The organism is Kitasatospora sp. NPDC024654 (assembly GCF_055559155.1).
Genome location: NZ_JBVHLF010000013.1, coordinates 125,367 through 149,801 on the forward strand (window position 1 = coordinate 125,367; position 24,435 = coordinate 149,801).

Below are 24,435 nucleotides of genomic sequence, written 5' to 3' on the forward strand. Positions count from 1 at the left end.
GAGGGGTCGGCCTAGCGGGTGCCCCTAGGCATGGTCTAGACCTTTGCGGCTAGCCGCCGACCGTCGCCACCGCGCGGATCGGGGCGCCGTCGGCGGCGGCCAGCCGGATCGGGAAGAGGCTGACCGTGATCGGGCGGTCGCGGGCCTGGGCCTCCAGCAGCGGGGTGAGGTCGGTGAGGTTCTCCGCGATCACCCCGCCCTCGGGCCCGCCGAGCAGGATCCGGTGCGCGGCCAGCGCCGGCTCCGCCGCCGCCCCGGCCAGGCCGCCGGGCGCGCCGTCGGGCGCGCCGGGGTCGGGGGTGCGGTCCACGCTCAGCGCGTCCACCCCGACGGTCCGCACCCCCGCCCGGGCGATCGCCTCGGCGGCGGCCGGGCTGAGGTAGGGGTGTGCCAGGTAGCGGTCCGTCCCCCAGAACCGCGGCCAGCCGGTGGCCAGCAGCAGCACGGTGCCCGGAGCGGCCACCCGGGCCAGCGCGGGGGCCAGCTGATCGGCGGTCACCGCGGTCCGGGCCGGCAGCGCCCGCAGGTCGGCCAGCACCGCGGGCCCGGTGAACAGCTCCAGCGGCAGACCGTCCAGGGTCGGCCAGGTGACGTCCACGTGGTAGGGCGCGTCCACATGGGTGCCGGACTGTGAGCCGAGGTGCACGCGGAGCACGTTCACCCCGGCGGTGTCCGTGGTCAGCACCGGCCGCAGCGCCACCTCGGGGTCGCCGGGGTAGACCGGCATGCCGGTGGTGAGCTGGTGGGTGAGGTCGATCAGGAACGGCGCCGACGGAGAAGTCACCCCGCCATCCTCCCGCGTCGCAGGCTCTAGGGTGCGAGGTATGAGCAAGGAACAGAGGGCACCGAGACGTCCCTGGGTGGTGGGGGTGTCCGGCGCGTCCGGCACGCCGTACGCGGCCTCGGTGATTCGAGCGCTGCTGGCGGCGGGCGAGGCGGTGGACCTGGTGGTCAGCCGGGCCGCCCGGCTGACCATCCTGGACGAGACCGGCATCGCGTTCCGCGACGCGCACTGGCGCACCGACCTGGCCGCCTGGCTGGCCGGGGCCGACGCCGAGGTCACCCCCGACGCGCCGGAGGTCGACCTGGCCGACGTCCGGTACTGGGCCGCCGGTGACTTCGCGGCCGGCCCGTCCAGTGGCTCGTACCCCGCCAAGGGGATGCTGGTGGTCCCCGCCACCACCGGCGCGGTGGCCGGGATCGCCCTGGGCCTGAGCAAGGATCTGCTGCAACGTGCCGCCGCCGTCACCCTCAAGGAGCGCCGTCCGCTGGTGGTCTGCGTCCGCGAGACGCCGCTCGACGGGGTGACGCTGCGCCACCTGGTCGAGCTGGACACGGCCGGCGCCGTGGTGCTGCCCGCCTCGCCCGGTTTCTACGCCGGCGGCTCCACCGCCCGGGAACTGGTGGACTTCGTGGCCGGCCGGGTGCTGGACGCGGTCGGCGTCCCGCACCGGCTCTACCGGCGTTGGGAGGGCGAGTTGGGTGCGGCCCGCTCGGACGGGGCGTAGGCGGACCCGTCAGGGGAGAGTATGTTCTCTGCGATATCCGGGTTGCTCCGTACGCGGGCCCTTGGATTCCGGATAATGATCTCTGGCTCTGGCTAGGTTCGGAAGGACGCGGACGGTACATGGACACGGTCGACAGACAGCTCATCCAGGCACTCCGGGAGAACGGACGAGCCTCCTACGCCGAACTTGGCCGCCTGGTGGGCCTGTCGGGCCCCAGCGTCACGGACCGGATCAACCGCCTGGAGCAGGCCGGCGTGATCACCGGCTACCGGGCCACCGTCAACCCGGCCTCGCTCGGCTTCGGGGTCACCGCCCTGATCGGCCTTCAACTCACCGACGCCGCCGACCACGAGGACGTGGCGCACCGGCTGAAGGACCTCGGCGAGGTGGAGGACTGCTGGTTCATCGCGGGCGACGACTCGTACATGCTCAAGGTCCGGGTCTCCGACGTGGAGGGCCTGGAGTCGGTGGTCAAGCGGCTCTCGGGGACCAAGGGGGTGGCCCGCACCCGGACCACCGTCGTGCTCTCCACCAAGTGGGAGAACCGGGTCAGCGAACTGCCCCTCGACGCGGGAGAGTGAGGGCCGCCATGGCACTGGTGGGTCTGGAGGAGCTGCGGGCCGCCCAGCGGCGGATCGCCGGAGTGGCGGTCCGGACGCCGCTGATGCCCTGTCCGTGGGCCGCCGACGGCACCAGGCGGCTCTGGCTCAAGCCGGAGAACCTGCAGCCGACCGGCGCCTTCAAGATCCGCGGGGCGTACAACCGGCTGGCCGTGCTGAGCGGCGAGGAGCGGGCCCACGGAGTGGTCGCCCAGTCCAGCGGCAACCACGCGCAGGCCGTCGCGTACGCCGCGCGGCTGCTCGGCATCAAGGCGGTGATCGTGATGCCGGACACCTCGCCGGCGGTCAAGGTCGCCAACACCCGCTCGTTCGGCGCCGAGGTGGTGCTGGTCGCGCCGGACGACCGCGACACGGTGCCGAGCGAGCTGGCGGAGCGGCACGGGTACGTCTGGGTGCCGCCGTACGACGATCCGTACATCATCGCGGGGCAGGGCACGGTCGGCCTGGAGATCGGCGAGGACGCCCCGGACGAGCTGGACACCGTGCTCGTCCCGGTCAGCGGCGGCGGCCTGATCAGCGGCGTCGCCGCCGCGATCAAGCTCACCACGCCGGGCGTCCGGGTGGTCGGCGTCGAGCCCGAGCTGGCGGCCGACGCGCAGGCGAGCCTGCGCACCGGCGAGCGCGTCATATGGCCGGTGGCCGACACCTACCGGACCGTCGCCGACGGCCTGCGCACCCCGAGCGTCGGCGCGCTGCCCTTCGAGCACCTGCAGGCCTACGTGGACGATGTCGTCACGGTCGGCGAGGCGGAGATCCGCGCCGCGGTGGCGGTGCTGGCCCGGCGCGGCCGGCTGGTCGCCGAGCCCTCCGGCGCGGTCACCACGGCCGCCTACCTGTCCCGGGCCGGCGAACTCGGCGGCCGGGTCTTCGCCGCCGTGGTGAGCGGCGGCAACCTGGAACCCGCGCTGCTGTCGGAGCTGCTCGCGGGGTAGGCGTAGTCTCGGATCCGGCCGCGGACCCGAGACCGCGGCCATCGGATCGAAGGACGAGGAGGCGGGTCACCGCATGGACGCAGGGCTCAAGCGCGAGCTGGAGGCGAAGGTCTACGCGGGCGAGCGGCTGACCCGCGAGGACGGCATCGCCCTCTACGAGAGCGACGACCTGGCCTGGCTGGGCGGTCTGGCACACCACGTGCGGACGAGGAAGAACGGCGACGTCGTCCACTTCAACGTCAACCGCCACCTCAACATGACCAACGTGTGCGCCGCCTCCTGCGCCTACTGCTCGTTCCAGCGCAAGCCGGGCGAGAAGGACGCCTACACCATGCGGATCGAGGAGGCCGTCCGGCTCGCCAAGGCGATGGAGGTGGACTCGCTCACCGAGCTGCACATCGTCAACGGCCTGCACCCGACCCTGCCCTGGCGCTACTACCCGCGCTCGCTGCGGGAGTTGAAGGCGGCGCTGCCGAACGTCTCGCTGAAGGCCTTCACCGCCACCGAGATCCACTGGTTCGAGAAGATCAGCGGTCTCTCCGCCTCGGAGATCCTGGACGAGTTGATCGACGCCGGCCTGGAGTCGCTGACCGGCGGCGGCGCGGAGATCTTCGACTGGGAGGTCCGGCAGCACATCGTCGACCACGAGACCCACTGGGAGGACTGGTCGCGGATCCACCGACTGGCCCACCAGAAGGGCCTGAAGACCCCGTGCACCATGCTCTACGGGCACATCGAGGAGCCCCGGCACCGGGTCGACCACGTGCTGCGGCTGCGCGAACTGCAGGACGAGACCGGCGGTTTCCAGGTCTTCATCCCGCTGCGCTACCAGCACGACTTCCACGACTCCAAGGACGGCGTGGTCCGCAACCGGCTGATGGCCCGGACCGAGATGGCCACCGGTGCCGAGGCGCTGAAGACCTTCGCGGTCTCCCGGCTGCTCTTCGACAACGTGCCGCACGTCAAGGTCTTCTGGGTGATGCACGGTGTCACCACCGCCCAGCTGGCGCTCAGCCACGGTGCGGACGACATGGACGGCTCGGTCGTCGAGTACAAGATCACCCACGACGCGGACAACTTCGGCACGCCCAACAAGCTGGGCCGCGACGACCTGCTGGAGCTGATCCGGGACGCCGGGTTCCGGCCGGTGGAGCGCAACACCCGCTACGAGGTGATCCGCGAGTACGACGGCCCCGACCTGCTGCGCCGGGAGACCCCGCAGGCGATGCGGCTCTGACCGCGCCCCTGCTTCAGCCCGATTTAGGGTTCGGTGGTTTCTCAACTGCCGCGGGATTTGCGACTATCGATTGCATGTCCGGATCCCATCGCTCCTCCGCCAAGCGCCGTCGCAGTGCCGGTCCCGCCTCCGCGGGCCGGCCCGGCGGCGCCGCCGTTCCGGGCTCCCGGGCGCAGTCCCGGGGCCGTCGCCGCAGGTCGCGCCGCCGCCGCGGGGCGCTGACCGGGACGGTCGCGGTGCTGGTCGCCGCGGCGGCGGGCTGGTTCACGGTCGGCCCGGGCAGCCTGACCGGCGGCCAGGCCGAGGCGCTGCCCCGGAGCACCCCTGACCTGCCGTCACCCGCGGCGGGTGCCGCCACCCCCTCCGCGTCCCCGTCGCCGGCCGCCCAGCCGAGCGGCCAACCGGCGATTCCCGGGCTCGGCGCGTCCTTCCTCGCCCGAATACCCGCCGACACCACCCAGGTGGTGCTGGCCTCCGGGGCCGGCAGGGACTCCTCGACCACCGCGGTCACGCTGTGGAGCCGCACCCCCGACGGCCGCTGGAGCCCCGGCCCCACCTGGGCCGCGCACAACGGTGACGCGGGCTGGACGGCCGACCACACCGCCGGCGACCTGCGCAGCCCGATCGGGGTCTTCACGCTCAGCGACGCGGGCGGCCTGAAGGCCGACCCGGGCAGCCGGCTCCCGTACCACCAGGACAGCGGCTTCGTGGCCACCGGGACCGGTTTCGACGGGGAGTCGCTGGCCGGCTCCTTCGACTACGTGGTGGCGGTCGACTACAACCGGGTGACCGGCACCTCCCCGCTGGACCCGCGCGAACCGCAGGGCACCGACAAGGGCGGCGGGATCTGGCTGCACGTCGACCACGGCGGCCCGACCCACGCCTGCGTCTCGCTGGCCGAACCTGACATGATCTCGCTGCTCAGGGCGCTGGACCCGGCCGCGCACCCGGTGATCGCGATGGGGGACGCCGCCTCGCTCGCGGTGTAGCCCTTACCGCGCAAGGCCTGTTGTGCAGGCCCTACAGCATCCGGGGCCGGATCCTGTCACCGACCGTGAGCAGTTAACGCGTGAGTAACCGTTTGAGTGGCAGCATGACCGGTTCCCGCATTGTGGCGCTCGGCCACTACCAGCCTCCCAAGGTCCTCACCAACGACGACCTGGCCAAGCTGGTCGACACGGACGACGAGTGGATCCGCAGCCGGGTGGGCATCCGGCAGCGGCACATCGCCGAGGGCGAGACGCTCGTCGACCTCGCCACCGAGGCGGCGCAGAAGGCGCTGGCCGCCGGCGGACGGTCGGCCCGGGAGATCGACCTGGTGGTGGTGGCGACCTGCACCGCCGTCGAGCGCAGCCCGAACACCGCCTGCGCGGTGGCGGCGCGACTCGGCATCCCCTCGCCCGCCGCCTACGACATCAACACGGTCTGCTCGGGCTTCTCGTACGCGCTGGCCACCGCCGACCACGCGATCCGGGCCGGCGCGGCCCGCCGGGCGCTGGTGATCGGTGCCGAGCGGATGTCGGACACCGTGGACTGGACCGACCGGTCCACCTGCGTGATCTTCGCGGACGGCGCGGGGGCCGCCCTGGTGGAGGCGCAGCCGGAGGGTGCCGAGCCGGGCATCGGGCCGGTGGTCTGGGGCTCCGAACCGGAGAAGAACGACGCGGTGACCATCACCGGCTGGCAGCCGGTGATCAGCCAGCAGGGCCAGTCGGTGTTCCGCTGGGCCACCACCCAGATCGCCCCGCTGGCCCGGCGGACCTGCGAGCGGGCCGGGCTGGACCCGAGCGAGCTCAAGGGCTTCGTGGCCCACCAGGCCAACCTGCGGATCATCGACGCGATCGCCAACAAGCTCGGCGCGCCCGACGCGGTGATCGCGCGGGACGTGGTGGACTCCGGCAACACCTCGGCCGCCTCGATCCCGCTGGCGCTGAGCAAGCTGGTCGAGCGCGGCGAGCTGGTCACCGGTGACCCGGTGCTGCTCTTCGGCTTCGGCGGCGGTCTGGCCTACGCCGGCCAGGTCGTCCGCTGCCCCTGAGCAGCCGGACGGCAGTGTGGGCGGGACCCCTTCCGGGTCCCGCCCACAGGCGTTCTCGGCCGCGCGTTTGCGGTACGTCGGCGAACCTCCCCCGAGGACACGGCCGCCGCCCGACGTCCCCGGACAGGAGGCCGGGGGCACGCGCGAGCACAGGTACTGCGTGGTCGTAGGGGTGGCTATCTGGGTGGCTTCTTGCCGGTGACGCCCAGGTAGACCAGGGGGGCGAGGGTGGGTTTGAGGTCCTTGACCTTGACGCCCCAGGAGGTGAACGCCTTCTGGTGCTCGGCCGCCGAGGCGAGCAACGAGATCAGCGAACCGGCCACCGCCGCGGCGTCCTGCGCCTTGTCGGCCTGGCCCTTGGCCTGGAGGTCCTTGATGGCATCCGAGAGTGGCTTGGCCACCGCGTTGAGGACCGTCATGCGGATCTTGAAGAACCGCTTGTCCCCTTCCGCGGCACCGAGTGTGACCACTCGCAGAATGGCATCGTTCTTGCGCCAGAAGGCAAGGAATCCGTCCACCAGTTCTTCGGAGGTGGTGGTGCCGGACTTTCCTGCCCAGGACTTTCCATCGACGAGCGCTTTGAGCTCGACGCTGTCCTTGGCCATTTCCTCAGCGATCTCAAGGACGGCGCCCTCGACATCGGGGAAGTACTGGTAGAAGGTCGCGGGGGAGGTACCTGCCATACGGGCGACGTCGATGACCTTGACGTCCCGGTACGGCGACGTGCTGAGCATCTCGCGGAGGCAGTCGAGCAGCTTCTGCCGCGTCTCCTGTCCGCGTCGCCCGGCGACGCGACCGTCGACGGTGCGAACTTGTCCTGTCATGCCGTCAGCTTACCGCGCACCGATCATGGCGCGATTCGGTGATGCGACTATTAGTCCGGCCGGGGGTGGTAATGGGGCTCGGATAGCGATATTTCGAAGCCCCCCCGTGTGCTGATGACGGCACAGAGTGACGGCGGGTGGACTGAAGTCAGGTCGGGTAGCTCTCCGTAGCCTTCCGCGTGAATGCGGTGAACGGCGAGGAGGCGTCAGTTGGTGCCGAACCGGACCGAATCGACGGCACGACAGCGGGAACCGGCCACCCTGGCGCGACACGGCCCCCGGCCCGGCAGGGGGAGATTGGCTCAGACGGCGGGGGCATTGGACAATCGTCTCCGGCCCCCGAACGGGTGGCGCGCGGACGGGGAGGTGGCAGCCGAGTGAACCAGCTGACGGCGCAGGATCCGAGACGGATCGGGCCCTTTGAGGTGCTCGGACGCCTGGGCGCCGGTGGGATGGGGCTGGTCTATCTGGCACGCTCCGCGTCCGGCCGGCGGGTGGCGATCAAGACGGTCCGCGGGGAGCTGGCCGAGGACGAGCTGTTCCGGGTCCGCTTCGCGCGGGAGATCGCGGCGGCGAAGACCGTGGGGGGCTTCTACACGGCCGCGGTGGTGGACGCCGACGCGGACGCCCCGGTGCCCTGGCTGGCCACCGCGTACGTGCCGGCGCCCTCGCTGGAGGACCTGGTCGACGCCTGCGGGCCGCTGCCGGTGGACGCCACCCGGTGGCTGGTCGCCGGGATCGCCGAGGCCTTGCAGTCCATCCATGCGGCGGGTCTGGTGCACCGTGACCTGAAACCGTCGAACGTGCTGGTGGTCGAGGACGGCCCGCGGGTGATCGACTTCGGGATCGCCGCCGGGGTCTCGCACACCCGGCTGACCATGACCAACGTCGCGGTCGGCACCCCCGCCTACATGTCGCCCGAGCAGGCCAAGGACAGCCGGAGCGTGACCGGCGCGAGCGACGTCTTCTCGCTCGGCTCGCTGCTGGTCTTCTGCGCCACCGGGCACCCGCCCTACCACGGTGGCAACCCGGTGGAGACGGTCTTCAAGCTGCTGCGTGAACAGCCGGACCTGTCGGGGCTGCCGGTGGAGCTGGTGGACCTGGTGCGGGCCTGCATGCGGCCGGCGCCCGAGCACCGGCCGACGCCGGCGCAGATCCAGGCCGAGCTGGCGCCGCACCTGTTCTCCCGCGACGACGCCGGTGAGGAGGGCGGCGACTGGCTGCCGCCGGTCGCGCTGGACCTGATCGAGCGCAAGCGGCGGGGTCGTCAGCTGCCCGGGGCACGGGCGGTCGCCCCTGCGCCGGCGGCTTCGGCCGCGGTGGCCGCCCCGCCGATGCCCGCGATGCCGCCCGGGCCGCCGGCCCCGACCGGGCGCGGTGGCGTCCCGGATCCGTACCTGGCGGCCGGGCCGGACGCCGGGTGGCGGTCGGCCGCGCCGCCGCGCAGGCCCGAGCCGGTCGATCCGCGCACGCTGGGCGGCGGCCACCAGGTCGGCCCGCCGAGCGCGCGGCCCACGGGCGGTGGCTCGGCGCTGGACGGCGAGGTCTCCACCGCCAAGCTGGGCGCCGCGCGGCGGCACCGGCGCGAACCGGTGGGCGAGGAGATCCGGCTCTCGGGGGCCTCGGTGCGGATAGGACCGGGCCCGCAGGCGCACGGCCCGGAGCCTGACAGGGCGACCGGCGGTTCGGCGCCGGCCGAGACGGACTGGGTCCGGCGGACGGCCGCGCACGCCGCACCGGCCACCCCACCGGCCACCCCACCCGCCATCCCACCCGCCATCCCCTCGGCCACCCCTTCGGCGGGGGCGACGGTGCAGGGGCCGTGGCGGCCGTGGCGGTTCCGGATGTCCAACGACGTCTGGGGCACCCCGGTGGCCGCCGACGGCACCCTGTTCATCTCCAGCTTCGAGGTGCACGCGCTGGACATCGCCTCCGGCCGGCGCCGCTACAAGACCCGGGACGTCGCCTGGGCGGTGGCGGTCGGCGCGGGCCGACTGCACGCCGCCGACGGTCCGCACCTCTACACCGTCGACATGCGGGACGGCGGCGAGCTGTGGCGCACCTCGCTGGACGGCTGGGTCTACTCGCTGGACGTCGCGGACGGGGTGCTCTGCTGCGGCGTGCGCGGCGGCGGGGTGCAGGTCCGCTCGGCCGCCAATGGCGCCGAGCTGTGGCAGGCCGGCGACGCCCAGCAGGACTACGAGAACCCGCAGTCCGGGCCGGCCCTGGTGGCCGGCGCGCTCTGCTACTACGGCGGCGGGCGGCTGCACTGCGCCGATCCGCGGACCGGGCGGCTGCACTGGGCGTTCCCGGTCGGCGAGGACGTGCCGTCCCGCCCGACCGCCCGCGGTGGGCTGTTCTACGTCACGGCGGGGACCAAGGTCTACGCGCTGGACGCGGTGACCGGCGTCGAGCGGTGGCGGTTCGAGGCACCGGTGGTGCTCTTCACCCCGCCGACGCTGGACGACTCCCCGGCACCGGCCGTCTACGTGGCCGACTACCTGGGCACCCTGTACGCCCTGGACGGCGCGACCGGCCGGGTCCGCTGGCAGGCGCGGACGGCCAGCCGGCAGGGCGCCGAGCCGGTGGTGGTCTCCGGGGGCACCGCGCTGATCGCCAGCGGCGAGACGCTCTACGCCTTCGAGACGGGGGCCGGGCGCGAGCTGTGGCGGTACGCGGCGCGCGGCGAGATCGTCGGTACGCCGGCCGCCGCCGACGGCCTGGTGCACCTGGGCAGCCGGGACCACTCGCTGCACACGGTGGACCTGGCGACCGGTCGGCTCCGCTGGGAGCTGGGCACCAAGGGCGAGCTGACCGGGTCTCCGGTCGCGGTCGGCGGGCGGGTCTTCGCCAGCAGCAAGGACCGCTGCGTATACGCACTGGACGCGGCCTACGGCACGGCGGTGCCCGAGCGCCGCTGACGGACCGGCCGGCGGCCCGGACGCCGGACCGGACGACGGGCGGCGGACCGGGAAGGCACTCCCTTCCGGGTCCGCCGCCCGTCGGCGTGCCATTGCCGTCCAAACGGACATACGGGTGGAATGCTGGCAAAACTTGGCCTGGTGTCCCGCTGTGGCGCGTTCGCGCGCCCGTTCGGCCTGCCGGGCGCCGTGGCCGTCCGCTCGCACGGAACCGGAGGCAGCTCAGGTGCACCCCACGAAGGACCACACCCGCCCGATCCCGGCCGGCCCCCGCCCGACCGGTCCGAAGGCCGCCGAGGGACTGCCCGGGGGGCCGCTCGGGGGGCCACCGGCCGGGTGCCGGCCGCGCGCCGGCCGGGCCGCCCTGCCGGCCGCGGCGGTGCTGGCGGCGGTGCTGGTGGTGAGCGGCTGCACCCGCACCGCGTCCTCGACCTCGTCCTCTTCCGCGTCGACCAGCGCCACGCCCGCGGCCGCCGACTCCGGCGGACCAGCGGTCAGCGACCAGCTGCAGAACGACTACCAACGGGTCATCGGCAACGTGCTGCCCTCGGTGGTGCAGATCACCACCGGCTCCGGGCTCGGCTCCGGGATCGTCTACGACGACAAGGGCGACATCGTCACCAACGCGCACGTGGTGGGCAACGCCAGCAGCTTCCAGGTGACCCTGGCCAACAGCACCAAGACGCTGGACGCCACGCTGGTCGGCAGCTACCCGGACGACGACCTCGCGGTGGTCAAGCTGAGCAGCCCGCCGAGCGGGCTGCGGCCGGCGGCGTTCGGGGACAGCGACAAGGTCGAGGTCGGCCAGATCACCCTGGCCATGGGCAGCCCGCTGGGGTTGTCCAGCAGCGTGAGCGAGGGCATCGTCTCGGCCGTCGGCCGGACCGTCTCGGAGCCGCAGGGCGGCGGCTCGCCCGGCGCCACCATCGGGAACATGGTGCAGACCTCGGCCGCGATCAACCCCGGCAACAGCGGTGGCGCCCTGGTCAACCTGGCCAGCCAGGTGATCGGCATCAACACCCTGGCCGCCACCGAGCCCGAGCTGGGCGGCGGCGCGGCCCCGGGGATCGGCTTCGCCATCCCGAGCGTCACCATCACCAACATCGCCGACCAGCTGATCAAGCAGGGCAAGGTCACCAACTCGGGCCGGGCGGCGCTCGGGATCGTCGCCCGGACCTTCATCGGCAGTGACTTCAAGCCGGCCGGAGTGGTGGTCGTCAGCACCACCTCGGGCGGGCCGGCGGCCTCGGCCGGGCTCCAGGCGGGCGACGTGATCACCCAGCTCGGCAGCACCCCGATCACCACGCTGAGCTCGCTGAGCACCGCGCTGGCCTCGCTGCAGCCCGGCAACAAGGTCAGTGTCAACTACACCCGCAACGGGCAGGGCCAGACCGCCGAGGTCACCCTCGGGACGCTCGGCAGCTCCTGACCGTCCGCCGTCCGCCGGCTCGGCTCAATGGGCGGCGCCGCGCGGGGCACGGGTGCGCCAGGGCAGCTCGACCGTCACCGTGGTCGGGCCGCCGGCGGGGCTCTCCACCAGGAAGACGCCGTCCACCGCGCGCACCCGCTCGGCCAGGCCGGCCAGCCCGCCGCCTGGCCGGAACTCGCCGTCCGGCCCGACCGCGCCGCCCCGGCCGTCGTCGCCGACCTGGAGCATCAGCCGGTCCGCCGAGCGCCAGACCTCGACCGTGGCGCTGGTGGCGCCGGCGTGCTTCGCGGTGTTGGTGAGCAACTCACTGACGGTGAAGTAGGCGATCCCCTCGACCGCGGAGTCCGGCCGCTCCACCGTGCCGTCGGGGCCGCGCAGCTCCACGCTGACGCTCACCCCGCCGGGCACCGTGCAGCGGGCCGCCACCGAGGAGAGCGCCGCGTCCAGCCCACGGTCCGTCAGCACGGCCGGGTGGATGCCCCGGGCGAGATCGCGCAGCTCCTGCAGGGCCAGCTTGACCTCGCCGTGCGCGGCACCGACCATCTCGGCGGCGGCGGCCTGCTCGCCGGTCAGCTCGGTGTCCAGCAGCTTCTCCTTGGCCAGGCCGAGGTCCATGGCCAGGGCGACCAGCCGGGCCTGGGCGCCGTCGTGCAGATCGCGCTCGATCCGCCGCAGGTCGGCGGCGGCCGTGTCGACCACCGCACCACGGTCGTCCTCCAGCTCGCGGACCCGCTCGGAGAGCCGGCTCGGCCCGAGCAGCTGCTCCACCAACAGCCGGTTCACCGCCCCCAGCCAGCGCGCCACCCAGGGCAGCGCCGGCCAGCCGATGACCAGGAAGACCAGCACGACCGAGAAGCTGATGACACCCCAGGGCAGCATCAGCACGGAGAACAGCGCCGAGCGCCAGTTCAGCCCGTCGGTCAGCGAGGCGATAACCCAGGCCACCACGCCCGGCCGGGCCGGCCGCAACGGCTCCGGATCGGCCACCCGGGCCCCCAGCGAGGCCCGCGCCCGGACCCGGGCCAGCCTGCCGAGGGCGCGCGAGCCGGCCAGCCCGGCGGCGAACAGCGGCAGCCCGACCACCGTCACCGCGAGGGCGGCCCCGACCGCGAGGCCGGTCACGGTGAAGACGAAGGAGAGGATGCCGACCGGCAGGTTCAGCAGCAGATGGCGCACCTGGCGCCACAGCCGGGCGCCGTACGGCGGCTCGGCCGTCTGCTGCCGCGCGGCCGCGGGGCCGCCGGGGGGTGCCTCGCCGAAGGGCCTCATGCCTGCCGTCCGTCCTCGTCGCTACCAGGGGTGGGGCACCAGCTTGACCGCTCGGCCCGGCCTCGCGCACTGGGGTAGGGTCCCGTCTTCGGCGGGGGTTAACCCCACCTCCGCAGGGGGCCCGGCACCGGCTCCGGGACCGCGGGGGTGTCCACCGGCCGTCTTGCGGAGCGGGCGGGGTTCCGGTGCGGAGCGGCCGGGGACTTAGACTCACGCCATAGACGAGGTTATGGATGTGTAAAGACCCGCGGTGAACCAGGCCGGTGCGCAGGCCCGGGACACGGCGCGGCCGATCTGGAGGCGAACGCATGGAGGGGCCCGTGATCGCTGCCCTCGCGGCCGATCCCGCGGCGGGTGGCGGCTACTTCGACGCCTACGCGGCGGTCGGGCTGCTCGCGGTGGTCGGTGTGCTGTTCGTCGCGGTGGCCTTCACGGCCAACCGGCTGCTGCGGCCGGTGGTCTGGTCGCCGGAGAAGCTGCTCAGCTACGAGTGCGGCGTGGACCCGGTCGGTGAGGACTGGGCGCACACCCAGATCCGCTACTACGTCTACGCCTTCCTCTACGTGATCTTCGCGGTCGACGCGATCTACCTCTTCCCGTGGGCGACCGTGTTCGCCGCCGCGGGGTACGGCGCGGGGACGCTGGTGGAGATGTTCGTCTTCCTCGGTTTCCTCGCGGTCGGGCTGCTCTACGCCTGGAAGAAGGGCGTTCTGGAATGGACGTGACCCACTCGCACGGTACGCCCGGGGCCTCGGGGCCGATCCCGCTGGGCATGCCCGACGCCGCCCGCCCCGGCCCCGGCGCGCTGGAACCGCGCCGGATCGGGCCGCTGGCCCGGTTCGCGCCGGATCCGGTCAAGGTGGTGCTGAACTGGGGGCGCCGGTACAGCCTGTGGTGCTTCAACTTCGGGCTGGCCTGCTGCGCGATCGAGTTCATCGCCGCCTCGATGGCCAAGCACGACTTCATCCGGATGGGCGTGATCCCGTTCGCCCCCGGCCCCCGGCAGGCCGATCTGATGATCGTCTCGGGGACCGTGACCGACAAGATGGCCCCGGCCGTCAAGCGGCTCTACGAGCAGATGCCGGAGCCGAAGTACGTCATCTCCTTCGGCGCCTGCTCGAACTCGGGCGGCCCGTACTGGGACTCCTACGCCGTCACCAAGGGCGTGGACCAGATCATCCCGGTCGACGTCTACGTGCCCGGCTGCCCGCCGCGGCCGGAGGCGCTGCTCCAGGGGATCCTCAAGCTGCAGGAGAAGATCGCGGCCGAGTCGCTGCCCGAGCGGTACGCGGCGCAGCCCGCCGGCCCGTCCGTCGGTGCGCTGCGCCGGCCGCTGGTGCCCGGTCCGGGAGGCGTCCAGTGAGCACTCCACCGAGCACCGGACCCGGCGTGCTGACGCCCGAGGGCGCGGCCGCGGCGATCGGCCCCTGGGCGACCGCCACCGAGGCGTACCGGCTGCTGACCGTCGACGTGCCGGCCGAGCACTGGATCGAGGCGCTCACCGCGGCCCGGGACGGGCTGGGGCTGGCCTACTTCGACTGGCTGAGCGCGGTGGACGAGCTCGCCGGGGGCTTCGCGGTCTGCGCCCACCTGGCCGGCGTCGGCGAGGGCCCGGGCGGCGTGCGGCACCTGCTGCTGCGCACCCGGGTGCCGCGGGACGCCGCCGTGCTGCCGACCGCGGCGGGCGTCTACCCCGGGGCGGGCTGGCACGAGCGGGAGACCCACGAGATGTTCGGGATCGGCTTCACCGGCCACCCGCACCTGGTGCCGCTGCTGCTGCCCGAGGGTTTCGAGGGGCACCCGCTGCGCAAGGAGTTCGTGCTCGCGGCGCGGGTCGCCAAGGCGTGGCCGGGCGCCAAGGAGCCGGGCGAGAGCGACCACGGGGACGGGCCGGCCCGGCGCAAGATGCAGCCGGCCGGGGTGCCGGACCCGAACGAGTGGGGTCCGCTGAAGGGCACCCTGCCGCCGGTGGCGGAGCGGCCGGCCCGCGGCGCCCGGACGCCCCGGGCGGGTGCGGCGGCCGGCGCGGAGGGTGGGCCCGCGGTGCGGGCGGACCGGCCGCGGCGGACCCGGAGCATCACGGAGGGTTCGGCCAGCCAGGCGGCGACCGCGCCCGCCGGCGGGACCGCCACGGCCCCGGCCGAGGCGGCGGAGCCGGCGGTGGAACGGCCGCGTCGGGCCCGGAGCTCGGATGCCCCGTGGCACACGCCGGCAGAGGCCCCCGCGCCCGGGAGATCGGCCGAACCGACCTCCCCCGCGCCCGCGAGCGAGTCCGACGACCAGAAGCCCACCACCCCCCAGGACGGAGACAGCGCGTGAACCTGCTCGACATGCTGCTGCGCTGCGTCGCCGCGCTCGTTGTCATGCTCACCCTCCCGCTGGTCATCGGTCAGACCGAGCACAAGGTGATGGCCCACATGCAGGGCCGGCTCGGCCCGATGTACGCGGGCGGCTTCCACGGCTGGGCCCAGCTGGTCGCCGACGGCGTCAAGTTCGCCCAGAAGGAGGACGTCGTCCCGGCCGGTGCCGACCGCCGGGTCTTCCAGCTTGCCCCCGCCGTCGCCCTGCTCCCGTACCTGCTGGTGCTGCTGGCCATCCCGGTCGGCCCGCACGGCTTCGTCGGCCAGTCGATCGACGCCGGGATCTTCTTCGTGCTCGCCGTGATGGGCATTGGCGTGCTCGGCTCGCTGATGGCCGGTTGGGCCTCGGCCAACAAGTTCTCGCTGCTCGGCGGCCTGCGCACGGCGGCCCAGCTGATGTCGTACGAGCTGCCGATGCTGCTGGCCGGCGCCTCGGTGGCGATGGCGGCCGGCACCCTCTCGCTGCCCGGCCTGCTGAACGAGTTCCACTGGTGGTGGGTCCCGTGGCAGCTGATCGGCGGTTTCGTCTTCTTCACCGCCGGCCTGGCCGAGTTGCAGCGCCCGCCGTTCGACATGCCGGTGGCCGACTCCGAGATCATCTTCGGTGCGTACACCGAGTACACCGGCCTGCGCTTCGCGTTCTTCCTGCTCTCCGAGTACGCCGGGATCCTGGTGCTTTGCGCGCTGACCTCGGTGCTCTTCCTCGGCGGCTGGCACGGTCCGATGGCGGCGAGCCTGGGCTGGCTCTGGATGCTGCTGAAGACCTTCGCCCTGGCGTTCCTGGTGATCTGGCTGCGGGTCACCTACCCGCGGTTGCGCGAGGACCAGCTGATGCGCTTCGCCTGGACCGGCCTGATCCCGCTCGCGCTCCTCCAGCTCGCCCTGACCGGCATCATCAAGGTGGCGATCTCCCAGTGAACCTCCCCGGCTCCGGCCTGGCCAAGGGCCTCGCCGTCACCCTGCGGACGATGACCAGGAAGTCCGTCACCGCGCAGTACCCGGACGCGCAACCGCTGCTGCCCCCGCGCAGCCGCGGCGTGATCGGGCTGCTGGAGGAGAACTGCACGGTCTGCATGCTCTGCGCGCGCGAGTGCCCGGACTGGTGCATCTACATCGACTCGCACAAGGAGACCCTCCCGGCGGTCGACCCGAACGCCCGGGCCCGCACCCGCAACGTGCTGGACCGGTTCGCCATCGACTTCTCGCTCTGCATGTACTGCGGGATCTGCATCGAGGTGTGCCCGTTCGACGCGCTCTTCTGGTCGCCCGAGTTCGAGTACGCGGAGACCGACATCCTGGAGCTGACCCACGAACGGGAGAAGCTCCGCGAGTGGATGTGGACCGTCCCGGCGCCGCCGGCGCTGGACCCCGCCGCCGAGGAGCCCAAGGAGATCGCGGTCGCCCGCAAGGCCGCCGACAAGCTGGCCGCCGCCGCCGGAGGTGACGCCGCGTGAGCGCGCTGCTGCTCGCCACCGGCTCGCTCGCGCCCGCGAGCCGGGGATTCCTCTCACCGACCGGCGTCGAGATCGTCTTCGTCCTGGTCGGCCTGGCCGTGCTGGGCTCGGCGCTGATCTCGGTGACCACCCGCCAGCTGGTGCACGCCGCGCTCTGGCTGGTGGTCGCGCTGGGCGGGCTGGCCGTCGAGTTCCTGCTGCTCACCGCCGAGTTCGTGGCCTGGGTCCAGGTGCTGATCTACCTGGGCTCGGTGGTCGTCCTGGTGCTGTTCGGACTGATGCTCACCAAGGCGCCGATCGGGCGCTCGCCGGACGCCGACTCGGGCAACCGCTGGGTCGCCCTCGGTGTGGCGCTGGCCGCCGCCGGGACGTTGGTCACCGTGGTGGTGGACGCCTTCCGGACGTCCTGGATCGACCTGGGCGCGGGCGGCGGCAGCGCCCAGGCGACCGGGGTCGCCCTGTTCCGGACCTGGGTGCTGCCGTTCGAGGCGCTCTCGGTGCTGCTGCTGGCCGCCCTGGTCGGCGCGATCGTGCTCTCCCGGACCGGGAAGTCCGACACCTCCGGGCCCCGCCCCGGCCGGCTGCGGACCAGCCGTCCGATCGTCGCCCCCCGCCCCGGCAGCCAGCCGCAGCCTCGGAAGCAGGAGAGCTGACCGCCGATGCATCTCGCCTACCCCGCCGTCCTCGCCGCGCTGCTGTTCAGCATCGGCGTCTACGGCGTGCTCGCCCGGCGCAACGCCGTCCTCGTCCTGATGTCCGTCGAGCTGATGCTCAACGCGGTCAACCTCAACCTGGTCGCCTTCGACGCCTGGCTGCGCGACTCGCTGCACGCCGGCCAGGTGCTCACCCTCTTCGCCATCACCATCGCCGCCGCCGAGATCGGCCTCGGGCTGGCCATCGTGCTGCTGCTCTTCCGGGCCCGCGGCACGGCCGACGTCGACCGGATCACCGCGCTCGGCGACCGGGCCGCGGAGGTCCCGGCGTTGGATCCGGAACCCGCCGCAGCGTCGAAGGGCCAGGACGTCTCGTGAACATCGCGCTCCCCGCGCTGGTCCCGGCGCTGCCCGCGCTCGGCGCCGCCGCCATCCTGGCCACCGGCCGCCGGGCGCCCGGCTTCGCCCGTCCGCTGGCCATCCTGCCGGTCGCCGCGGCGGCCGTGCTGGCACTGGCCACCGCGCTGCAGCTGGGCACCGGCCACACCCTGGACGCGGCCACCCGGCTCGCCCCGACCGGCGGTCCGGACCTCTCGCTCGGCCTCTACCTGGACGGCTACAGCACGCTGATCGCGGTGCTGGTCGGCCTGGTCGCCACCTGCGTGCAGGTCTACTCGACCGCCTACCTGCGCGAGGACCCGCGCTACCCGTCGTACGCGGCGCTGGTCTCGCTCTTCACCGCCGCGATGTTCCTGGTGGTCTACTCGGGCGACCTGATCGTGCTGCTGGTCGGCTGGGAGATCATGGGCATCTGCTCGTACTTCCTGGTCGGCCACCACTGGGAGACCGCGGACGCCCGGGCCGCCTCGCTGAAGGCCTTCCTGGTCACCAAGCTCGGCGACGTGCCGTTCCTGTTCGGCCTCTTCCTGCTGGGCAAGGACGCCGGGACGTTCCGGATCAGCGGCGTGCTGGCCGCCGCGGCGCACGGGCAGCTGGCCCACCCGACGCTGATCGCGCTGCTGCTGCTGGCCGGGGTGGCCGGCAAGAGCGCCCAGTTCCCGCTGCACACCTGGCTCCCGGACGCGATGGCCGGCCCGACCCCGGTCTCCGCGCTGATCCACGCCGCCACCATGGTCGCGGCCGGCATCTACCTGGTGGCCCGGCTGCTCCCGGTCTTCCTGCTCTCCGGCGCCGCGCTGATGGTGCTCGCCGTCATGGCGGCGGTCACCATGATCGGCTCGGCGCTCTGCGCGCTGGCCCAGGACGACATCAAGCGGGTGCTCGCCTACTCCACCGTCGGTCAGCTCGGCTACATGGCCGGCGCGCTGGCCTGCGGCGACCGCGAGGCGGCGGTGTTCCACCTGGTCAGCCACGGCGCGTTCAAGGCGCTGCTGTTCCTCTCGGCCGGCGTGCTGATCCACGCCGCGCACACCAACTCGCTCTCCGCGATGTCCCGGTTGCCCGGCCTGCGCGACCGGGTGCCGGACGCCCGCTGGACGCTCGGCATCGGCCTGGTCGCGCTGGCCGGCCTGCCGCCGTTCTCCGGCTTCTTCAGCAAGGAGGCGGTCTTCGGTGCGGCCGAGCACGCGGCTCGGCACGACGCCCTGACCAACGGCGTCGGCCCGGCCGGCGCGGTGCCGGTCGCGGCCGGCTGGACGGTGCTGATCGCGGCCGGCCTCACCGCGCTGCTCACCGCGGCCTACGCGACCCGGCTCTGGCTGCTCGCGTTCCCGGCCCGGACCGCCGCGCGGCCCACCGTGGAGGTCGCCGCCGAGCCGGGCGCGCCCTACTCGCCCGAGCTCGACGAGGTCGCCGCCGGGCAGGCCGAGCCGCACGCCATGCGCTGGCCGCTCTGGGTGCTGGCGGTGCCGACCATCGGCTTCGGCGTTGCCGGCCTGCGCCCCGACTGGCTGCCCGCGCTGCTGGACGGCGGTTCGCTGCGGCCCTCGCTCGCCACCGCGCTGGCCGGCACCGGCCTGGCGCTGGCCGGCGGGCTGGTCACGTACGCCGTCCGCCGCTCGGCCACCGCCCGGGCCGCCGCCGGAGCCACGGTGACCACCGACCCCGGCCGGCTGTTGCTCGGCCCGCTCTACCGCCCGGCGCAGCACGGCTTCGCCGTCGACCGGCTCTACCACCTGCTCTTCGTCCGGCCCGTCGCCGGCGCCGCGCAGCTGGTGACGTTCCTGGACCGCGAGGTGGTCGAGGGCTACGTGCAGGCCTCCGGCGGCGCGGCCAGGGTGCTCGGCTGGCTGGTCCGGCGCGGCCAGACCGGCAACGCGCAGACCTATCTGAGCGCGCTGCTGGCCGGCGTCGTCCTGCTCGCGGTCTTCGTGGCGGTCGGCACATGACCCGCCCGCCGAACCGCCGTCCCGTCCGTCCGTCCACCGCAGCAAGCCCAGGGAGTCCCCGATGAACGCGGTCCTCATCGCCCTGCTGCTGCTGCCGCTGCTCGGCGCCGCCGTCACGCTCGCCCCGGCCACCGCGTTCGGGCCGGACCGGGAGACCCAGGAGCGTCGCGCGCTGGGCTTCAACGCGCTGGTCACCGGCCTGGTGCTGGTGCTGGCCGTGGTGCTGGCGGCCGGCTTCGACCACGCCCGCCCGTCCCGGATGCAGGCGGTCACCGACGTCTCCTGGATCCCGGCCATCGGGGTCCGCTTCCACCTCGGAGTGGACGGCATCTCGCTGCCGCTGGTGGTGCTCACCGCGCTGCTGACCTTCCTCTGCGCGGTCTACTCGCTGCGGCGCCGGCCGGGCGGTCCGGACGCCCCCTCGGCCCGGACCTTCACCGGTCTCTTCCTGCTGCTGGAAGTCGGCATGCTGGCCACCTTCACGGTGCTCGACCTGCTGCTCTTCTTCCTGGCCTTCGAGATCGTGCTGATCCCGATGTACTTCCTGATCGCCCGCTGGGGGAGCGGTGCCCGGGTGGCCTCGGCCAACCGGTTCATCCTCTACACGCTGCTCGGCTCGGCGCTGATGCTGCTCGGCTTCCTGCTGGTCGGCCTGAAGGCGGGCACCTTCGACATGACCGCGCTGGCCGCCGCGCACGGCCACGGCCTGTCGCACACCACCCAGGTGCTGGCCGCGCTGGCGATCGGCCTGGGCCTGGCGGTCAAGGCGCCGGCCTGGCCGCTGCACAGCTGGCTGCCGGACGCGCACACCTCGGCCCCGACCGTCGGCTCGGTGCTGCTGGCCGGCGTGCTGCTGAAGATGGGCACGTACGGGCTGGTCCGGGTGCTGCTGCCGGTGGTCCCGGGCGGCGCCGCGACCCTCGCGCCCTACCTCGGCGCGCTCGCCGCGGTCGGCATCCTGTACGGCTCACTGGCCTGCCTGGCGCTGGCCCGGCCGGGCGGCGGGGGCGACCTCAAGCGCCTGATCGCCTACTCCTCGGTCGGCCACATGGGCTTCGTGCTGCTGGGCATCGCCTCGCTGACCCCGGTCGGGGTGAACGGCGCGCTGTTCGCCAACATCGCCCACGGTCTGGTCACCGGCCTGCTCTTCTTCCTGGTCGGCGCGCTCAAGGACCGGTACGGGACGGCCGACCTGGACACCCTGGCCGGCCGCAGCGGCGGCGCGCTGTACGGGCGGGCGCCGCGGTTCGGCGCGCTGCTCGCCTTCGCCGCGGTCGCCAGCCTGGGGCTGCCCGGGCTGGCCGGCTTCTGGGGCGAGGTGCTGGCGATGTTCGGCGCGTTCGACCCGGCCGCCGGGCTCTCCCGGCCGGCCTTCCTCACCTTCATGGTCTGCGCGGGCCTGGGCACCCTGCTGACCGCGGCCTATCTGCTGGTCATGGTCCGCCGGGTCTGCATGGGCGATCCGACCGAGCCGACCGCCGTCCCCGAGGTCGCCGACCTGCGCGGCTACGAGGCGGTCAGCTGGACCCCGCTGGCCGCGCTGACCCTGCTGGCCGGGCTCTGGCCGGCCCTGCTGCTGGGCCTGTCCGACCCGGCCGTGCGCAGCCTGCTGGGGAGCGGCTGACCGATGACGTCCATGACCCTTGGCCACCAACTCCTGGGGCAGCCCGCCGTGAACTCCACCACCCTCCTCGCCGCCGCGCACCAGGGCTCGCTGATCCAGTCGGTCGACTGGGTGGCGATCGCCCCGCCGCTGATCGCCGCGCTGGCCGCGCTGGTGGTGCTGGTCGCCGACCTGTTCCTGCCGGCCGCCCGCAAGCGGCTGCTCGGCCCGCTCACCGCGGCCGGGCTGGTGCTGGCGCTGCTCGCCCTGCTGCCGCTGACCGGCCGGACCCGGGCCACCTTCTGCGTGCCCGGCGTGCCCGGCCCGACCGGCACCGCGGGCTGCAGCTACGTCGCCGACCACTTCGCGCTGGTCTTCCAGCTGCTGGCGCTCGGCGGCGCGCTGATCGCCGCGCTGCTGTCGGTGCACACCGTGGACGAGCAGCGGCTGCCCTCGGGGGAGTACTGGTTCCTGCTGCTCAGCAGCGCCACCGGGGCCGCGCTGCTGCCCGCCTCGCGGGACCTGGCCACCCTGGTGGTGGCGCTGGAGGTGGTCTCGCTGCCCTCGTTCGCGCTGGTCGCCCTGAAGCGGGACGGGCGCGGCGGCGAGGCGGCGCTGAAGTTCTTCCTCTCCTCGGTCACCGCGACCGCGGTGATGCTGCTCGGCGTCAGCTTCGTCTACGCGGCCACCGGCAGCCTGCACCTGTCCGCGATCGCCGACGGGCTCGGGCACGTCCCCGGGCAGCTGAAGCCGCTGGCGGAGGCGGGCGCCATGCTGACCCTGGTCGGCTTCGCCTTCAAGGTCGCCGCGGTGCCGTTCCACTTCTGGGTGCCGGACACCTACACCGGCGCGCCGCTGCCGGTGGCCGGCTACCTGTCGGTGGTCGGCAAGGCGGCGGGTTTCGCGGGGCTGGCGCTGATCACCAACCTGGCGTTCCGTCCGTACGGGCACACCTGGGGCCTGCTGCTGGCGGTGCTGGCGGCGGTCACCATGACGGCCGGCAACGTGGCCGCGCTGCGGCAGCGGTCCGACTCGGCGCAGGGCGCGGTCCGGCTGCTCGCCTGGTCCTCGGTCGCCCAGGCGGGCTACCTGCTGGTGCCGCTGGCGGCGGCCGGGTACGCCGGGACGGACCACCCGCTCGGCGCCACCGTCGCGTACGCGCTGATCTACGGGCTGGTCAACCTGGGGGCGTTCGGGGTCGCCGCGCTGGTCGGCCGGACCAGCGCGGCCAACCGGCTGGACGACTACCGGGGGCTCTTCGCCCGGGACCGCTGGGCGGCGCTGGCGCTGGCCTTCTTCCTGCTCTGCCTGGCCGGGCTGCCGCCGGGCGTGGTGGGCCTGTTCGGCAAGGTGGTGGTCTTCCGGGCCGCGGTGGACGCCGGACTGGGCTGGTTGGCCGTGGTCATGGCCGTCAATGTGGTGATCGCGCTGTACTACTACCTGCTGTGGTTGGCGAAGCTCTTCACCCCGGCGGAGCAGCCGACCGCCGAGGCGACGCCGGTCACCACGGGACGGCTGCCGGTCTCGCTGAGCGGCACGTTGGCGCTCACCGCGGCCGTGGCGGTGGTGCTCTCGGTCGCCCCGCAGCTGGTCCTGCGGGTGGTGAGCGGCAGCCTGTTCTGAGCCCGGACGCCTCCGCGCCGGGCTGCGGGTCGCCCGGCCGCGTGCGACAAGGGAACCAGGACCCGGCATCCCACCGTTGACCAGGACAGAGGGATGTGAGCAGAGGGCTTCCCACCGCACCACTTGGAGGGGCTGCCGTGCACCGCCAGCACAACGGTTTGAGGACCGCCGTACTCCTCGGTGGGCTGTCGGCACTGATCCTCGTGATCGGCAGCTTCTTCGGCCGGACCGGGCTGCTGGTCGCCCTGGTGGTCGCACTCGCCACCAACGGCTACGCCTACTGGAACAGCGACAAGCTGGCGCTGCGGGCCATGCGGGCCCGCCCGGTCAGCGAGATCGAGGCGCCCTGGCTCTACCGGATCGTCCGCGAGCTCTCCACCTCGGCCCGGCAGCCGATGCCCCGGCTCTACCTCTCCCCGACGCCCGCGCCCAACGCCTTCGCGACCGGCCGCAACCCGCGCAACGCCGCGGTCTGCTGCACCGACGGCATCCTGCAGCTGCTGGACGAGCGCGAGCTGCGCGGCGTCATCGGCCATGAGCTGAGCCATGTCTACAACCGCGACATCCTGATCTCGTCGGTGGCCGGAGCGCTGGCCTCGGTGATCATGTTCCTGGTGAACTTCGCCTGGCTGATCCCGTTCGGCCGCAACGAGGACGACGACGGACCCGGGCTCTTCGGCATGCTTGCCATCATGATCCTGGGCCCGCTCGCCGCCACGCTCATCCAGCTGGCCGTCAGCCGCTCCCGGGAGTACCAGGCGGACGCCGACGGCGCGCGGATCACCGGGGATCCGCTCGCCCTGGCCAGCGCGCTGCGCAAGCTCGAGGACGGCACCCAGCGGCTGCCGTTGCCACCCGAGCCGCAGTTGCAGACGGCCAGTCATATGATGATCGCCAGCCCGTTCCGCCGTGGTGAGGCGGGCACCCGACTCTTCTCCACCCACCCGCCGATGGCCGAGCGGATCGCCCGCCTGGAGCGGATGGCGGGCCGCCGGTGACCCCGGCCGTCCGGTCCCGTTCGGTTGGCCCCACCAGGCCGGAGTTCCCGGAGACCTCCTGACATGTTCGTCGTGACCCTGACCTACACCGTTCCGCTGGACGAGATCGACCTGCTGCTGCCCGAGCACATCGGCTGGCTCGACGAGCAGTACGCCGCGGGGGTGATCCTCGCCTCGGGCCGCCAGGTGCCGCGGGTCGGCGGGGTGCTCCTGGCCCAGGCCGCCGACCGCGCGACGCTGGAGGCGATCCTGGCCACCGACCCGTTCGCCGAGGCCGGCGCGGCGAGCTACCAGGTCACCGAGTTCCTGCCGACCCGGACCGTTCCGGAGCTGGCCCACCTGGGCGTCGGTCCGGCCTGACGCCGTCACCCGCCCGAGGGGCCCCGTGCGGGTGCGGCTCGCCCGCGGTTCACCGCGGGGTCGCCTCCCGTGGGAAGGCCTGTCGCGAGGGCCGGTGCCGCCCGGGCGCCGGCCGCCGCGCCGAGCGGGAGGTCGCCATGTGCGCGAACGAGGACTGCCTGCACCACCCATCCGACGAGTTACCCGAGCCGACCCCGCTGCTGGACCGTCGGACCCTGCTGCGGGCCGGCTCGGCGCTGGGCGCCGCGACCGCCGTTC

Annotated in this window: 23 protein-coding genes; 20 read left to right on the plus strand and 3 right to left on the minus strand. The window is 73.6% G+C overall.

All coding sequences use genetic code 11. From position 1 onward, the window contains the following. Window positions 1-49 precede the first annotated feature (49 nt). Window positions 50-784 carry a cyclase family protein gene (locus ACZ38L_RS11140; protein WP_465691491.1) on the minus strand — a complete coding sequence of 245 codons (735 nt, stop codon included), beginning with the start codon at window positions 782-784 and terminating at the stop codon, window positions 50-52. Window positions 785-824: 40 nt separating this feature from the next. Between ACZ38L_RS11140 and ACZ38L_RS11145 the strand changes: the two genes are divergently transcribed. From ACZ38L_RS11145 to ACZ38L_RS11170, 6 genes are all read left to right on the plus strand, one after another. Next, the gene (locus ACZ38L_RS11145) at window positions 825-1,508 is read left to right on the plus strand and encodes a UbiX family flavin prenyltransferase (protein ID WP_465691493.1); all 684 of its coding nucleotides are present in this window, start codon (window positions 825-827) and stop codon (window positions 1,506-1,508) included. Window positions 1,509-1,627: 119 nt separating this feature from the next. After that, entirely contained in the window at window positions 1,628-2,089 is a 462-nt protein-coding gene (locus ACZ38L_RS11150; protein WP_035800738.1) for an Lrp/AsnC family transcriptional regulator, read from the plus strand. Between the two features lie 8 nt (window positions 2,090-2,097). Then, entirely contained in the window at window positions 2,098-3,060 is a 963-nt protein-coding gene (locus ACZ38L_RS11155) for a threonine ammonia-lyase (protein WP_465691496.1), read from the plus strand. A gap of 73 nt (window positions 3,061-3,133) precedes the next feature. Further along, window positions 3,134-4,297, plus strand: coding sequence for an aminofutalosine synthase MqnE (gene mqnE, locus ACZ38L_RS11160; protein WP_396555598.1), 1,164 nt, complete (start codon window positions 3,134-3,136; stop codon window positions 4,295-4,297). 74 nt (window positions 4,298-4,371) lie between these two features. Then, complete coding sequence (locus ACZ38L_RS11165) at window positions 4,372-5,286, plus strand: L,D-transpeptidase family protein (protein ID WP_465691498.1); 915 nt, start codon at window positions 4,372-4,374, stop codon at window positions 5,284-5,286. Window positions 5,287-5,390: 104 nt separating this feature from the next. Continuing rightward, window positions 5,391-6,335, plus strand: coding sequence for a beta-ketoacyl-ACP synthase III (locus ACZ38L_RS11170; protein WP_465691500.1), 945 nt, complete (start codon window positions 5,391-5,393; stop codon window positions 6,333-6,335). A 176-nt stretch (window positions 6,336-6,511) separates the two neighbouring features. On the opposite strand, the gene ACZ38L_RS11175 is transcribed toward ACZ38L_RS11170, so the two are convergent. Further along, complete coding sequence (locus tag ACZ38L_RS11175; protein ID WP_465691502.1) at window positions 6,512-7,159, minus strand: TetR/AcrR family transcriptional regulator; 648 nt, start codon at window positions 7,157-7,159, stop codon at window positions 6,512-6,514. 377 nt (window positions 7,160-7,536) lie between these two features. On the opposite strand from ACZ38L_RS11175, the gene ACZ38L_RS11180 reads away from it, so the two are divergent. Together ACZ38L_RS11180 and ACZ38L_RS11185 are read left to right on the plus strand one after the other, a co-directional pair. Beyond that, entirely contained in the window at window positions 7,537-10,080 is a 2,544-nt protein-coding gene (locus ACZ38L_RS11180; protein ID WP_465691504.1) for an outer membrane protein assembly factor BamB family protein, read from the plus strand. A 364-nt stretch (window positions 10,081-10,444) separates the two neighbouring features. Continuing rightward, window positions 10,445-11,509, plus strand: a complete 1,065-nt coding sequence (locus ACZ38L_RS11185; protein ID WP_396557324.1) for a S1C family serine protease — start codon at window positions 10,445-10,447, stop codon at window positions 11,507-11,509. A 24-nt stretch (window positions 11,510-11,533) separates the two neighbouring features. On the opposite strand, the gene ACZ38L_RS11190 is transcribed toward ACZ38L_RS11185, so the two are convergent. Beyond that, window positions 11,534-12,778 (minus strand): sensor histidine kinase, encoded by a 1,245-nt coding sequence (locus ACZ38L_RS11190; RefSeq protein WP_465691506.1) that lies wholly within the window; start codon window positions 12,776-12,778, stop codon window positions 11,534-11,536. A 308-nt stretch (window positions 12,779-13,086) separates the two neighbouring features. Between ACZ38L_RS11190 and ACZ38L_RS11195 the strand changes: the two genes are divergently transcribed. The 12 genes from ACZ38L_RS11195 (at window position 13,087) to ACZ38L_RS11250 (ending at window position 24,177) form a co-directional block, all read left to right on the plus strand. Then, window positions 13,087-13,503: an NADH-quinone oxidoreductase subunit A gene (locus ACZ38L_RS11195; protein WP_396555586.1), complete on the plus strand. Its 417-nt coding sequence runs from the start codon at window positions 13,087-13,089 to the stop codon at window positions 13,501-13,503. Further along, window positions 13,494-14,141, plus strand: coding sequence for an NADH-quinone oxidoreductase subunit B (locus ACZ38L_RS11200; RefSeq protein WP_396555584.1), 648 nt, complete (start codon window positions 13,494-13,496; stop codon window positions 14,139-14,141). The genes ACZ38L_RS11195 and ACZ38L_RS11200 overlap by 10 nt, the downstream gene beginning before the upstream one ends. Then, window positions 14,138-15,097, plus strand: coding sequence for an NADH-quinone oxidoreductase subunit C (locus ACZ38L_RS11205; protein ID WP_465691509.1), 960 nt, complete (start codon window positions 14,138-14,140; stop codon window positions 15,095-15,097). Before ACZ38L_RS11200 ends, ACZ38L_RS11205 begins: the two co-directional genes overlap by 4 nt. A gap of 11 nt (window positions 15,098-15,108) precedes the next feature. Further along, window positions 15,109-16,056 (plus strand): complex I subunit 1/NuoH family protein, encoded by a 948-nt coding sequence (locus tag ACZ38L_RS11210; protein ID WP_465691543.1) that lies wholly within the window; start codon window positions 15,109-15,111, stop codon window positions 16,054-16,056. A 50-nt stretch (window positions 16,057-16,106) separates the two neighbouring features. Further along, window positions 16,107-16,592 (plus strand): 4Fe-4S binding protein, encoded by a 486-nt coding sequence (locus ACZ38L_RS11215; RefSeq protein WP_465691545.1) that lies wholly within the window; start codon window positions 16,107-16,109, stop codon window positions 16,590-16,592. Continuing rightward, window positions 16,589-17,245: an NADH-quinone oxidoreductase subunit J family protein gene (locus ACZ38L_RS11220; protein WP_465691511.1), complete on the plus strand. Its 657-nt coding sequence runs from the start codon at window positions 16,589-16,591 to the stop codon at window positions 17,243-17,245. Before ACZ38L_RS11215 ends, ACZ38L_RS11220 begins: the two co-directional genes overlap by 4 nt. Before the next feature lie 6 nt (window positions 17,246-17,251). After that, the gene (nuoK, locus tag ACZ38L_RS11225) at window positions 17,252-17,623 is read left to right on the plus strand and encodes an NADH-quinone oxidoreductase subunit NuoK (protein WP_465691513.1); all 372 of its coding nucleotides are present in this window, start codon (window positions 17,252-17,254) and stop codon (window positions 17,621-17,623) included. Then, the gene (locus tag ACZ38L_RS11230; RefSeq protein WP_465691515.1) at window positions 17,620-19,593 is read left to right on the plus strand and encodes an NADH-quinone oxidoreductase subunit 5 family protein; all 1,974 of its coding nucleotides are present in this window, start codon (window positions 17,620-17,622) and stop codon (window positions 19,591-19,593) included. The genes nuoK and ACZ38L_RS11230 overlap by 4 nt, the downstream gene beginning before the upstream one ends. A 61-nt stretch (window positions 19,594-19,654) precedes the next feature. Further along, window positions 19,655-21,217 (plus strand): complex I subunit 4 family protein, encoded by a 1,563-nt coding sequence (locus tag ACZ38L_RS11235; RefSeq protein WP_465691518.1) that lies wholly within the window; start codon window positions 19,655-19,657, stop codon window positions 21,215-21,217. Window positions 21,218-21,229: 12 nt separating this feature from the next. Further along, window positions 21,230-22,819, plus strand: a complete 1,590-nt coding sequence (locus ACZ38L_RS11240; protein WP_465691547.1) for an NADH-quinone oxidoreductase subunit N — start codon at window positions 21,230-21,232, stop codon at window positions 22,817-22,819. 137 nt (window positions 22,820-22,956) lie between these two features. Then, window positions 22,957-23,817, plus strand: coding sequence for a zinc metalloprotease HtpX (htpX, locus tag ACZ38L_RS11245; RefSeq protein ID WP_396555574.1), 861 nt, complete (start codon window positions 22,957-22,959; stop codon window positions 23,815-23,817). 63 nt (window positions 23,818-23,880) lie between these two features. Then, window positions 23,881-24,177: a YciI family protein gene (locus ACZ38L_RS11250; protein ID WP_465691521.1), complete on the plus strand. Its 297-nt coding sequence runs from the start codon at window positions 23,881-23,883 to the stop codon at window positions 24,175-24,177. The last annotated feature ends 258 nt before the right edge of the window (window positions 24,178-24,435 follow it).